This window comes from Sphingomonas aurea, assembly GCF_030678875.1.
In the GTDB taxonomy this organism is placed as follows: Bacteria; Pseudomonadota; Alphaproteobacteria; order Sphingomonadales; family Sphingomonadaceae; genus Sphingomonas; species Sphingomonas aurea.
On the sequence record NZ_JAUUDS010000001.1, the window covers coordinates 176,917 to 189,202 of the forward strand.

Sequence of the window (12,286 nt, forward strand, 5' to 3'; positions counted from 1 at the left end):
CTATCTGAAGTTGTACCACAGCATTTCACAGCATCGTTCATGTTCACGAAAGCATCTTTTGAACGTGATGATGTTGATTTTAAAAGGAGACGTCAGATGATGAAGACCATCCTTCTCGCCGGTACCATGGCGATTGCGGCCCCCGCCTTTGCGCAGACGGCCCCCGCGGGCGCGCCTGCTGCTCCGGTGACCGCCGCCCCGATGGCACCTGCGACGACAACTGCGCCGCAGGCGGATACTACCGCGACCGCGGCCGCCCAGACGACGCCGGTGACCCCGGCGGCCGATGCGACCGCGACCGCGTCGACGCAGCCGGCGGACAGCACCCAGGTCGCCTCGGCGGTCGACACGCAGTTCGGCCAGTATGACAAGAACGCCGACGGCAAGCTCGACCGCACCGAGTTCACTTCGTGGATGGTCGCGCTGAAGACCGCGAGCGACCCGTCGACCAAGGCGGAGAGCGCGGAGACCAAGAAGTGGGTCGGCGCAGCCTTCGCCCAGGCCGATACGAACAAGAACAAGTCCCTCGACAAGGCCGAGGTGACCGGGTTCCTGAACCAGGGTCAGTCGTAACCCGCTTTAGGCAATAGCCGCGACGGCGCCGCCGGACTCCAGTCCGGCGGCGTTGCCGTATGTGGAGGTGAAATCATGCGACCCGCGCGGGTTCTGCCGCTCGCGTCGATGACGTCATCCACCGTCACCCCCGTGGAGGCGGGGATCCAGAGCCGCTGGCGTTGCGGCGCGATGACGAATGCTGGGCATATATGTACTTATGCTTTTGCGTGGAGGACGGAAGGGAGAGGTCGCGTCCTCCAACCCTCAGATCAAACCCTGCGCCCGCATCGACACATGGCCGCTTGCCCCGATGATGAGGTGATCGTGCACCGCGATCCCCATCCGCTTGCCCGCCTCCATGATCGACCGCGTCACCTCGATATCGGCGCGGCTGGGGGAGGGGTCGCCGGAGGGGTGGTTGTGGACCAGGATCAGCGCCGCCGATTGCAGCTCGATCGCGCGGCGGATCACCTCGCGGACATGGACCGCCGCCTCGTCCAGTGTGCCCTTGCTCATCACCTCGTCACGGATCAGGACGTTGCGGGTGTTCAGGTGCAGCACCCGGAACCGCTCTATGCCGTGATGCGCCATATCGGCGCGCAGATAGTCGAGCAGCGCCTGCCAGTTGGCCAGCACCGGCCGCTCCGCCACCGCCGATTGCAGCAGCCGGGTCGCGGTCGCCTGCACGATGCGGATCGCCGCCGCCGCGCTCTTGCCGACACCGTCGACCCGCATCAGGCTCTCGGCATCGGCGGCGCACAGCCCGCCCAGGCCGCCGAACTCCTTCAGCAGCCGCTTCGCCATCGGTTTGGTATCGACGCGCGGGATGGCGAGCATCAGCAGATATTCGACCAGCTCATGTTCCAGCAGCCCGGCCGGATCGGCGAGCAGCCGTCCGCGCAGCCGCTCGCGGTGTCCGGCGGTATCGGAGGGGTCGCTGTCGGCCATCCCCGCCTTGCTAAGCTCCGCCCGCCTGCGATCAAGCGCCGATGCGCGCCCGCATTGCCGCATCCCGGCACACCGCCTATCTAGCCTGCATGGCCACGCAAGCATCCCCCACGCTTTCGCAAGACGTATCGCTGTCCCCCGCCGCCGCTGCCCGCGTGGCGGCGATCGCCGTCCGCCAGAGCAAGCCCGCGATCCTGCGGCTGTCGGTCGATGGCGGCGGCTGTTCGGGCTTCCAGTACAAGTTCGGCCTCGCCGATGCGCCGGACGGCGACGATACCGTAGCCGAAACCAACGGGGTGCGGCTGGTCGTCGACAGCGTCAGCCTGGACCTGGTCCGTGGCTGCGTGGTCGATTACGTCGAGTCGCTCGGCGGCGCGGCGTTCCGGGTCGACAATCCGCAGGCGGCCTCGGGCTGTGGCTGCGGCACCAGCTTCGCCGTCTGACGCGTGAAGATCGTCACCTACAACGTGAACGGCATCAAGGCCCGGCTGCCGCGCGTGCTGGAGTATCTGACCGAGGACCAGCCGGACATCGTCTGCCTGCAGGAGCTGAAATCCGCCGACGAGGGCTTTCCCGCGGCCGAGATCGAGGCGGCGGGATATGGTGCGGTCTGGCACGGACAGAAGGCATGGAACGGCGTCGCCGTGCTCGCGCGCGGTCAGGTGCCGGTCGAGCGGCAGCGCGGCCTGGCCGGCGAGCCGGAGGACGAGCATAGCCGGTATCTGGAGTGCGAGGTCGGCGGGCTGGTCGTCGCGTCGCTCTACCTTCCCAACGGCAATCCGCGTCCGGGCCCCAAATTCGACTATAAATTGCGTTGGATGGACCGGCTCGCCGCCCGCGCGCGCGACCTGCTGGCCGAAGAGGTGCCGGCGGTGCTGGCCGGCGACTACAACGTCATCCCCAATGACGACGACACCTTCTCGGTTCGCGCCATGGCAGAGGACGCGTTGATGCAGCCAGAGAGCCGCGCCGCCTATCGCCGGCTGCTGGCGCAGGGCTGGACCGACGCGCTGCGCACCCGGCATCCGACCGGTGGCGTCTGGACGTTCTGGGACTATCAGGCGGGCGCGTGGCAGCGCGATGCCGGCTTCCGGATCGACCATCTGCTGCTCAGCCCCCAGGCCGCCGACCGGCTGGTCGAGGCAGGGGTCGACAAGGCGTATCGCGCCCGCGAGAAAGCCAGCGACCACGCGCCGACCTGGGTGCGCCTGCGCTGATGCGCGGCCTGATCGGGGTGGCGATGGTCGCCGCCCTGTCGCCGGGACTCGCGGGCGCGCAGGAGCCCGCTGCCGAGCGTGACCTGTGCAGCGAGCGTCCGGGCCTGGGCACGTCGGCGTGTACGGTGGAGCCGGGTCGCATTCTGGTCGAGACCGGCCTTGCCGACTGGACGCACGAGCATGGCGATGGCGAGCGCATCGACACTGTCAGTTTCGCCGCCACCGAACTCCGGTTCGGGGTCGCCGACGCCACCGAAGTTCAGCTGAGCTGGACGCCCTATGGCCATCAACGCACACGAGACGGTGCGGGCACGGTCGAAAAGGCCGGACGAGTGGGGGATGTCAGGCTCGCGGCGAAGCAGAACCTGTCCAATCCGGACGGTCGCGGTCTGTCCTTTGCAGTGCTGCCGTTCGTGACGCTGCCGGTCGGCCGGATGCCGATCGGCATGGGCGACTGGGGGGCAGGGCTGCTCGCGCCGCTGACCTATGACCTGACCGACGCGATCCAGCTGGAATTCACGCCGGAGGTCGACGCTGCGGTCAACGCGGACGGGCATGGCCGGCATCTGGCCTATTCGGGCGTGGTCGGCGCGGCGGTGGACGTGACGTCCCGTGTCGCCGTGATGGCCGAGGTGCAGGCGCTGCACAACCACGAGCCGTACGACCATGCGACCAGCTGGGTCGCGGGCCTGTCGGCGGCGTGGCAACCGCGACGGCGGGTTCAATTCGATGTCGGTGCGGTCGCTGGGCTCGACCATGATGCGCCGGCGCTCCGCATATATGGCGGCTTCGTGACACAGTTCTGAACCTGCGCCACCAATTGGCGGATTTCACCGCGTTGTGGCGTACTCAGGTAATACACCAATTTTGTAAGTTATTGATCTTGCGTGAGAGATCAAGTTGGCACGGCGGCTGCAATACCTCGGATGCGGAACAACCGCACCGATAGGGAGTGACCACCATGACCGCCAAGACCATTATCCTGGGCTCATTCGTCGCCATGATGCTGACCACCGCCGCCACCGCCGCGCCGGTCGAAACCGCCGCCGCCACCGTCGATGCCGGACTGAACAAGTCGACTGTTGCGACCGCCCGCGCCGACAGTCCCGACCAGCGCTACTGCATCGTCCAGGAGCCGGCGACCGGCTCGCACGTCCGTCGCCGTACCTGTGATACGCTTTCGGCCTGGCAGGAGCAGGGCGTCGATCCCCGCCTGATGCCCCGCCGTCGCTGACGACATGGGCTCCGCGGCGCGTGCCGCGGAGCCCGTCGACCCGCCTACAGCGCCCGCTCGTAAACCTGATAGACCTTGTTGACCCGGCTATCGATCGTCTCGGCGATCGAGCGCATCCCCTGATTGTCGTCGAGGATCCAGCCGATCTCGCCGCGCGTCGCGCCATAGCGCTCGACCGAGGCACGGCGGATATACTCGATCATCATGAAGGCGAGCTGGCTCGCCATTCGCGACGATTGCAGCTCCTTTACGACGCCCATCAGCGGCACGCGCATCGTCCGTACCTTGGGCTTGCGCAGCCATAGCAGCAGCTTGGCCCAGCCGAACGGCAGCAGATTACCCTTCAGCGGCCCCAGCGCCTCGTTCAGGTCGGGCAGGGTAATCATGAACGCGACCGGTTTGCCGTCCAGCTCCGCGATGCGGATCAGGTCGTTGAAGACGATCGGCTTCAGCTTGACGCCCACGTCCTTGATCTCGGGCGGGGTGAGGGGGACGAAACCCCAATTGTCCGACCATGCATCGTTCAGGATGGCGAGGATGATCGCCGCTTCCTCGTCAAACTTCGACTTGTCGACCTCGCGGATGCGGATGCGGGCGTTCTTCTCGCCCGACTTGATGATCCGCTGGACGATCGGCGGAAAATCCTGCGTGATGTCCAGCTCATAGGTCAGCAGCTGCTTGGAAGGGGCATAGCCCGCCGTCTCGATCCAGCGGCGATATTCGGGCTTGGCATGGCCCATCATGATCGTCGGCGGATGATCGTATCCATCGATAAGCAGGCCGGGCTCTTCCCAGATTGACTGCGAGATCGGACCCAGGGCACGGGTCATGCCCTGTGAACGCAGCCACTCCTCCGCCTTGGCGAGGAGGGCGACGAAGATGTCCTCACGCTCGGCATCCATCAGCCCCCACTGGCCGACGCCCGGGCCGAAGCCCTGCTCGGCCGGCATGGTCAGCGCCAGCGTATCGATGTGCGCGCTAATCCGCCCGACGACGCGGCCGCTCTCTTCCGCCAGGAAAAGCTGGGCCTTGGCATGGCTGTACCACCCGTTCTTCTCGGGCGTTATCAGCCCCAGCGCCTCCGATTTCAGCGGCGGCACCCAGTTGGGATCGTCGGCATAGAGGCGGAAGGGCAGGTCGACGAACGTCTTGCGGTCCCGCTTGGTGGTCACCGGCCGGATCGTCACTGCCATCGTCTCGCTCCCCCTTTTAGGATCGCGCTGTCTAAACGGCGGGATCGATCATGGCGAGTGAGGATTCCGTCATTCACACCGCCTGTGAAAGCCACATGGTCGCCACTATCTGATGGCAATGGATCACGTCATGAACCGCTCGTTGACCCTCGATCGTGCGCCCGCCGGTGCGGCCGTGCGTCCGTCGCTCGCGCAGATCGCCGACGACAAGGCGATGCTTCGTGCCGCCGCCGACCTCACGCGCGACCTGTCGAAGCCGCGTCCGGCGATCTACTGGGCCGACCTGATCGGTTCGGCCGTGCTGGGGTACGGGGCGCTGATCGTTGCGATCCTTGCCACCTCCACCGGCATAATGGTGACCGCGGGTATCGTCGCGGTGCTCGGCCTCTACCGGGCGATGAGCTTCATCCACGAAGTCAGCCACATGAAGCATGCAAGCCTGCCGGGCTTTCGCACCGGCTGGAATGCGCTGGTCGGCGTGCCGATGCTGATCCCGTCCTTCATGTACGAGGGCGTCCACAATCTCCATCACGCCAAGACGCGCTATGGCACCGTCGAGGATCCGGAATATCTGCCGCTGGCGCTGATGAAGCCGTGGACTTTGCCGGTGTTCATCGTCGTGTCCGCGCTGGCGCCGGTCGCGTTGCTGTTTCGCTATGGCATCCTGTCGCCGCTGTCGCTGCTGTCGTCGCGGCTGCGCACAGCGGTGGTGGAACGCTACTCGGCGCTCGCGATCAACCCGCAGTTCCGCCGTCGCGCGCCGGAGGGTGAGGCAAAGGCGCTGTGGAACCGGATCGAGGCCGCGGCCAGCCTGTGGGCGATCGCATTGCTGGCGATGGCGGCGACCGGCGTGCTGTCGCTGCGCGCCTTCGCCATCATCCTGGTCGTCGCTGCTGCGGTCGCCGTGCTCAACCAGGTCCGGACCCTGGTCGCGCATCTGTGGGAGAATGACGGCGAGCCGATGACGGTCACCGCCCAGTATCTAGACACCGTCAACGTGCCGCCGCCGTCGCTGCTGCCGGGGCTGTGGGCGCCGGTCGGGCTGCGCTACCATGCCCTCCACCACCTGATCCCGAGCGTGCCGTATCATGCGCTGGGCGAAGCGCATCGCCGGCTGACCCGGCTGCTCGAGGTCGAGTCGCCCTATCACAAGGCGAGCTATTCGGGCCTTCCGGTGCTGGTCGGCCGGATCGCGCGGAGCACCATGCTCCGCCGCTGATCCGGTGTGACTTCTTGTGACCTTCCGCGCTATTCCTCGGTGCGGAACAGCACCGCCTCGCCGATCAGGAAGAACAGCAGGAACGGCGCCCAGGCGGCAAGGAAGGGCGGGTAGGCGCCCAGGTTGCCCATCGCCAGCGCGAAATTGTCGGCGACGAAATAGGCGAAGCCCAGCGCCATGCCGATCACCGCGCGCACGAACAGCTTGCCCGATCGTGCGATCCCGAACGCCGCCACCGCGCCCAGCAGCGGCATCAGCACCGACGATAGCGGCCCCGACAGCTTGTGCCACAGCGCGCCCTCCAGCGCCTTGGTCGGACGGCCGGATTCGGACAGGTCGTCGATCGCCGAATCCAGCTGATCGAACGGCAGGCCGTCAGGATCAACCGTCGATAGCGTGAACTGGTCCGGCCGCACCCCGCGCGCCACCACGACCGATGGCAGCTGCGTCTGCGTGCCGCTCGCCACGTCGAACCGCGTCGCCGGGCCGATCAGCCAGCCGTCCCCCCGCCGCACCCCGCGCGGTGCCCGCACGATCGACTGGAGGTTGCCGCCGGCACGGTCGTACAGCGTCACCCCGCCCAGCTGCGCCGCGTCGCCGCGGCCCTTGATCTGATCGACCTGGATCAGGTCGTCGCCGTCGCGGACCCACACGTTGCTACGGTCGCCGCGGTCGATCGGCATGGGGCCGTAATCGACCCGCTGCCACTGGCTGAGCGTCGCCGTCGCCCGCGCCACGATCCGCTCGTTGAACGCGAACTGCAGCCCCGCGACGGCCAGGCTGGCGACGATCAGCGGCGCCAGCACCTGATGCGCCGACAGTCCGGCCGCCTTCAGCGCGATGACCTCGCTACTCTGGTTCATCGTGATGAGGGTCAGGATGGTGCCGAGCAGCACCGAGAAGGGGAGGAACCGGGCGACGATCTGCGGGCTGCGCAGGCCGATATAGGTCCAGATCTGCCCCTGACCGTTGCCCGGCACCGCCAGGATGTTGCCGCTCTCGCTCAACAGGTCGAGCGCCTGGAGCACCAGCACCAGCGCGAACAGGATCGCGAAGGTCCGCACCAGGAACAGCCGGGCGGTGTAGATCGCGACGGTCCGCGACGGGAAGAAGCTCATCGCCTTCATCATGCCGGGTTCTCCGCCATCTGCCGCCGCCCCTTCAGCCAGCGGCCGATCGCCTTGCCCAGCTTGGCAAAGCCGCGCTCCAGCCCGCCGATCGGCTGGCCACCGGGCACATAGGCGATGACATAGTACATGCGGATCACGAGCGCGGCGAAGATCACGAACGGCACCCATAGCGCGATAGCGGGATCGACCTTGCCCAGCTCGCCGATGCTCTGCGCATATTCGTTCACCTTGTGATAGGTGACGATCATCACGATCGCCAGGAACACGCCGAGTGCCGAGGTCGATCGCTTCTGCGGCACGCCCAAGGCAACGGCGAGAAGCGGCAGCAGGAACATCGAGGCGACCTCTGCCAGGCGGAAGTGGAACTCGGCGCGGCTGCTGTCGCGCTGCTGCTCGCTCAGCGCGCCGCTCTTCCCCAGCTTGGCCAGCTCGGGCAGGGTGAATTCCAGGTTGCGGCCGCCGCGCTGGCGGAAATTCTCGAACTTGGGCAGGTCGATCGGCAGGTCGTGCGAGGTGAAGCGCAGCACCCGCGGCGTGCGGAAGCCGGGCTTGTCATGGACCAGCGTGCCGTTGGTCAGGCGGAAGTTGATGACGTTGGGATCGTCGGTCGCCATGAAGCGGCCGCGCTCTGCCGTCACCCCGATCCAGTCGTTCTTGGGCGTCTGGACATGGACGAAGATGCCCGACAGGTCGCGGCCGGAGTCGCGGCTCTGCTCGATGCGCAGCGTCATGCGGCTGCCCAGATGGGTGAACTCGCCGACCTTGACCGAGGCGCCGAGCGCGCCGGTGCGCAGCTCGAACCGCAGCTGCTCGTAGTAATAGCGCGCCTGCGGCTGGACGAAGCCGACGATGGCGATGTTGACCAGCGCCAGCCCAATCGCGAACATGTAGGGCACGCGCAGCAGCCGATTATAGCTCATCCCCACGCCGCTCATCACGTCCAGCTCCGACGAGGTGGCGAGGCGGCGAAAGGCGAGGAGGATGCCGAGCATCAGCCCGATCGGAATGCCTAGGCCCAGATATTCCGGCAGCAGATTGGCCAGCATCCGCCAGACGACGCTGATCGGCCCGCCCTGCGTCGCAACGAAGTCGAACAGGCGCAGCATGCGGTCGAGCACCAGCAGCATCGCCGCGATCACCAGGGTCGCGAACAGCGGCAGCGCGATCAGCCGCGCCATGTAGCGATCGATGGACTTCATGGCGGCGAGCGGTAAAGCGCCCTCCTGCCGCGCGCCAGCCCGAAAAATCCGATACCGGTGCTACTCGGCGGCCAGTCGCTGCGGCAGCGGCTTGCGACCGCGCATCGTCTCGGCGATCGCACGCTCGAGACGGGCGAGGGTGAACGGCTTGCGGAGCACCTGATAGGCACCCAGATCCGCGCTGCCGCTCTCGCCGGCATAGCCGGTGACGAACATCACCGCGACATGCGGAAAGCGGTCGCGCAGCCCGGCGACCATCTCCGGCCCGGTCTGGCGGGGCATCAGCACGTCGGAGACGAGCAGGCCGATCTGCGGATGGCTCGCCAGCAGGTCGGCCGCTGCCGAGGGATCGTCGCAGCCGATCGCGCGGTGACCCAGCTCCTCCAGCGCCTCGACGGTCGCCGTCAGCACGCGCGGGTCGTCCTCGACCACCAGCACGTCCAGCCCGGCGACGTCGTGATCCTCAACGAACACCGCCTCCGCCTCTTCGGCCGGCAAGGCGACGGTGGTGGCGCGGGGAAGGTACAGCGTCACGGTGGTGCCGCAATCCGGCGCGGTGTCGATGGTGATCTCACCCATCTGGCCGCGGACGAAGGCGAACACCTGGCTGAGGCCCAGGCCGGTGCCCTTGCCGGCCTCCTTGGTGGTGTAGAACGGCTCGAACACCCGCTCCGCCACCTCGGGCGTCATGCCGCAGCCATCGTCGGCGACCGCCAGCACGACATAGTCGCCGGCCGCGCACTGGCCGACCTGACCCTCGGTCAGGGTGCGCGCGGCGGTCAGCACGCGGATCGTGCCGCGCCCGGCCAGCGCGTCGCGCGCGTTCACCGCCAGGTTCAGGACGACATTTTCCAGCTGGACCCGGTCGACGCGCACCTGCCAGCCGGGTGCGTCGTTGCGCACCTCCAGCACGATGCCGTCGCCCAGGGTCCGGTCGAGCAGTTCCGACATGTCGGTAATCAGCTCGCCCGCGGCGATCGGCTCGGGCTTCAACGTCTCTTCGCGGCTGAACGCCAGCAGTCGGCGGGTGAGGGCGGCGGCGCGATTGGCGCCCTCTGTCGCATTGTCGAGATGACGCTGCGCGGCGACCGGATCCTGCATCACCTGCCGTCGCGCCAGTTCCAGCCCGCCGAGAACGACGGCCAGCATGTTGTTGAAGTCATGAGCGATGCCACCGGTCAACTGGCCGACCGCCTCCATCTTCTGGACCTGGCGCAGCGTCGCCTCGCGCGCCTGCAACTCGGCCGTCGCCTCCGCAACAGCGGTCGCGAGCGCCTGCGCCCGCTCGCGCGCGGCATCGGCGTCGGCGCGCGCCAGCACCCGCTCGTTGACCGCCTTCACGCTCAGCCAGCCGAGCAGGATCGCGCCCAGCACCAGCAACAGCCCGAACACGCCCAGCACACTGGCGATCCGGCTCGATCGGTCGACCGAGGCCGCGGCACCCTGGACCCGGCTTTCAAGCAGCCGCCGCTCACGCCCGATGATGTCGTCCAGCTCGCCGTTGATCGCCAGCAGCGCGCGCGCCTTGCGCGACTGATAGTAGCGCGCCAGCGCCTGGCTGTTGCGGCCATAGGTGGTCGACAGCGCCGTCGTCGACAGATCGCGCCCCCGTGCCGCATAGGCGGCACGCAGCCGCTCGATCGCCGGGTCCTGCGCGGCATTGTCGCTGGTCAGCTGGTCGAGCCGGTCGATCTGCGACGAGGCGAGCCGCCAGTCATCGAAATAGAGCTGCCCCATCTTCACATCGCCAGAGATGACGTAGCGACCCAGCGACGCCTCTGACCGGGCGATGGTGCCGGCCAGCGAGCGCGCCAGGATCATCACGTCATAGCTGTGGCGCTGCAACTCCAGTGCGTGATCGCGTTCGCGGTTGCTGCCGCGCAGCGTCACGATCAGCGCGATCAGGACGATCCCCGCCAGCAGCGCCATCGCGACCAGCGAGACGGTCTGCCACCGTACGGCGCCCCCCGGCGCGTTCGAGTCGCCTTCGCGCTCCACCGCCGGACCTTAGACCATGCTGCCGTACAGAGAAAGGTGCGCGCCCGTCATCACCCTGTCATGCTCGCCCGCTCAGTCGATCGTGCCGGTGGCGCGTCCGGCGGCGGCGAACTTGTCGAGGACCGCCTGGATCTGCGCCGGGCTATGCTCCGCACAGATGGAGCAGCGCAGCAGGAAGGTGCCGGCCGGGGTGGCCGGCGGACGCGCGACGTTCACATAGAGGCCGTTTTCCAGCAGCGTCTGCCAGATCGCCACCGCCTGCTCCTGATCCTCCAGGATCACCGCGACGATCGCGCTGTCGCAGGTTTCGGTGCCCAGCTTGAAGCCGAGCGCCTTCAGCCCGGCGTGCAGCGTGCGGGCATTGTCCCACAGCCGCGCGCGCTTCTCGTGCGCGGTCATCAGCTTGCGGATCGACGCGGCGGCGGTCGCGACGACCGAGGGCGGCAGGCTGGCGGTGAAGATATAGGGGCGGCAGGCGAGGCGGATCGCCTCGAACTTCGGATGGTTCGACACGCAGAAGCCGCCGACCGTGCCGACCGATTTCGAGAAGGTGCCGACGACGAAGTCGACATCGCCCTCCAGCCCCTGCGCCTCGTACACGCCGCGGCCGTTGGGGCCGTAGAAGCCCATCGAGTGCGCCTCGTCGGACAGCACCATGGCGCCGTGCTTCTTCGCGACCGCGACCATCTCCTTCAGCGGGGCGACGTCGCCCAGCATCGAGTAGACGCCCTCCAGCACGACGAGCTTGCCCGCATCCTTGGGCAGGCGGCCGAGCCGGCGGTCCAGATCCTCGACGCTGTTGTGGCGAAAGCGGACGATCTCGGCGACGCCCTGCTTGCACCCGTCATAGATGGATGCGTGGCTGTCGGCGTCGAGGATGACGTACTCGCCCTTGCCGACCAAGGTCGAGATCATGCCCAGATTGGCCATATAGCCGGTCGAGAACACGATCGCGCCGGTGGTGCCGTAGAAGTCGCGGAGCGCGGCCTCCGCCTCCATATGGTCGCGAAAGGTGCCGTTGAGCATGCGGCTGCCGTTCGTGCCCGATCCGAACCGGTCGAGCGCGGCCTTGCCCGCGGCGATCACGTCCGGATCGAACGTCATGCCCATATAGTTGTAGGTGCCGAGCAGGATCGTCTCGCGCCCCTTGATGACGGCCTCGGTCGGGCTGCGCACCTCTTCCATCACGATCGCGAAGGGATCGATCACGCCGCTGTCCATCAGCGCCTGCCGCTCCGCGATCAGGCCATCGAACTTCGACATCAGGTCGCGCTCGGGTGCGACGGTGGCGGCGAGGGGGGGCAGCGTTTCCGCCTGCAAACCGGTCTCGGTCATGTCGGGGTCAGTCGTCCTTCAGCTTGGCCACGGCGTCGACCAGCTGGCCGATCGTCTCGATCTCGGCCTGCATGTTCATGGTGATGACGATGTCGAACTCGTCCTCGATCGCCGCGACGAAATCCATGACCGTCAGGCTGTCCCACTCCAAGTCGCCCTGGAACGTGGTCGCGTCGGTCAGGTCCACGCCCTTCTTGTTGAACGGCTCGATCTGGGCGGCGACGGTGTCGAAGATGGTCTGGCGATCGCTCATCGGAA

At 67.3% G+C, this 12,286-nt stretch carries 13 protein-coding genes; 6 read left to right on the forward strand and 7 right to left on the reverse strand.

The annotated features are described in order from the left end of the window. Nucleotides 1-96 precede the first annotated feature (96 nt). The gene (locus tag Q5H91_RS00920; protein WP_305171351.1) at nt 97-573 is read left to right on the forward strand and encodes an EF-hand domain-containing protein; all 477 of its coding nucleotides are present in this window, start codon (nt 97-99) and stop codon (nt 571-573) included. Between the two features lie 246 nt (nt 574-819). Here Q5H91_RS00920 and radC read toward each other — a convergent pair whose 3' ends face one another. Then, nucleotides 820-1,503, reverse strand: coding sequence for a RadC family protein (gene radC, locus Q5H91_RS00925; RefSeq protein ID WP_305171352.1), 684 nt, complete (start codon nt 1,501-1,503; stop codon nt 820-822). Between the two features lie 89 nt (nt 1,504-1,592). On the opposite strand from radC, the gene Q5H91_RS00930 reads away from it, so the two are divergent. The 4 genes from Q5H91_RS00930 (at nt 1,593) to Q5H91_RS00945 (ending at nt 3,954) form a co-directional block, all read left to right on the forward strand. Next, nucleotides 1,593-1,946, forward strand: a complete 354-nt coding sequence (locus tag Q5H91_RS00930; RefSeq protein WP_305171353.1) for a HesB/IscA family protein — start codon at nt 1,593-1,595, stop codon at nt 1,944-1,946. Between the two features lie 3 nt (nt 1,947-1,949). Further along, entirely contained in the window at nt 1,950-2,720 is a 771-nt protein-coding gene (gene xth, locus Q5H91_RS00935; RefSeq protein WP_305171354.1) for an exodeoxyribonuclease III, read from the forward strand. Beyond that, the gene (locus Q5H91_RS00940) at nt 2,720-3,526 is read left to right on the forward strand and encodes a transporter (protein ID WP_305171355.1); all 807 of its coding nucleotides are present in this window, start codon (nt 2,720-2,722) and stop codon (nt 3,524-3,526) included. Before xth ends, Q5H91_RS00940 begins: the two co-directional genes overlap by 1 nt. A 155-nt stretch (nt 3,527-3,681) precedes the next feature. Continuing rightward, nucleotides 3,682-3,954 carry a hypothetical protein gene (locus tag Q5H91_RS00945; protein WP_305171356.1) on the forward strand — a complete coding sequence of 91 codons (273 nt, stop codon included), beginning with the start codon at nt 3,682-3,684 and terminating at the stop codon, nt 3,952-3,954. Between the two features lie 44 nt (nt 3,955-3,998). Here Q5H91_RS00945 and Q5H91_RS00950 read toward each other — a convergent pair whose 3' ends face one another. Continuing rightward, on the reverse strand, nt 3,999-5,147 hold the full coding sequence (locus Q5H91_RS00950; RefSeq protein WP_305171357.1) for an N-acetyltransferase: 1,149 nt from the start codon (nt 5,145-5,147) through the stop codon (nt 3,999-4,001). A 130-nt stretch (nt 5,148-5,277) separates the two neighbouring features. Between Q5H91_RS00950 and Q5H91_RS00955 the strand changes: the two genes are divergently transcribed. Further along, complete coding sequence (locus tag Q5H91_RS00955; protein WP_305171358.1) at nt 5,278-6,366, forward strand: fatty acid desaturase family protein; 1,089 nt, start codon at nt 5,278-5,280, stop codon at nt 6,364-6,366. Between the two features lie 29 nt (nt 6,367-6,395). On the opposite strand, the gene lptG is transcribed toward Q5H91_RS00955, so the two are convergent. The 5 genes from lptG to Q5H91_RS00980 all read right to left on the reverse strand — a co-directional run bounded on the left by lptG (nt 6,396) and on the right by Q5H91_RS00980 (nt 12,281). Continuing rightward, a complete protein-coding gene (gene lptG, locus Q5H91_RS00960; protein ID WP_305172335.1) occupies nt 6,396-7,493 on the reverse strand; it encodes an LPS export ABC transporter permease LptG in 1,098 nt (365 codons plus the stop codon). Then, the gene (lptF, locus tag Q5H91_RS00965) at nt 7,493-8,695 is read right to left on the reverse strand and encodes an LPS export ABC transporter permease LptF (RefSeq protein WP_305171359.1); all 1,203 of its coding nucleotides are present in this window, start codon (nt 8,693-8,695) and stop codon (nt 7,493-7,495) included. The genes lptG and lptF overlap by 1 nt, the downstream gene beginning before the upstream one ends. Nucleotides 8,696-8,755: 60 nt before the next feature. Then, entirely contained in the window at nt 8,756-10,624 is a 1,869-nt protein-coding gene (locus tag Q5H91_RS00970) for an ATP-binding protein (protein WP_305172336.1), read from the reverse strand. Nucleotides 10,625-10,765: 141 nt separating this feature from the next. Then, nucleotides 10,766-12,028: a serine palmitoyltransferase gene (gene spt, locus Q5H91_RS00975; protein WP_305171360.1), complete on the reverse strand. Its 1,263-nt coding sequence runs from the start codon at nt 12,026-12,028 to the stop codon at nt 10,766-10,768. 7 nt (nt 12,029-12,035) lie between these two features. Further along, nucleotides 12,036-12,281 carry an acyl carrier protein gene (locus tag Q5H91_RS00980; protein WP_305171361.1) on the reverse strand — a complete coding sequence of 82 codons (246 nt, stop codon included), beginning with the start codon at nt 12,279-12,281 and terminating at the stop codon, nt 12,036-12,038. Nucleotides 12,282-12,286: the final 5 nt, after the last annotated feature.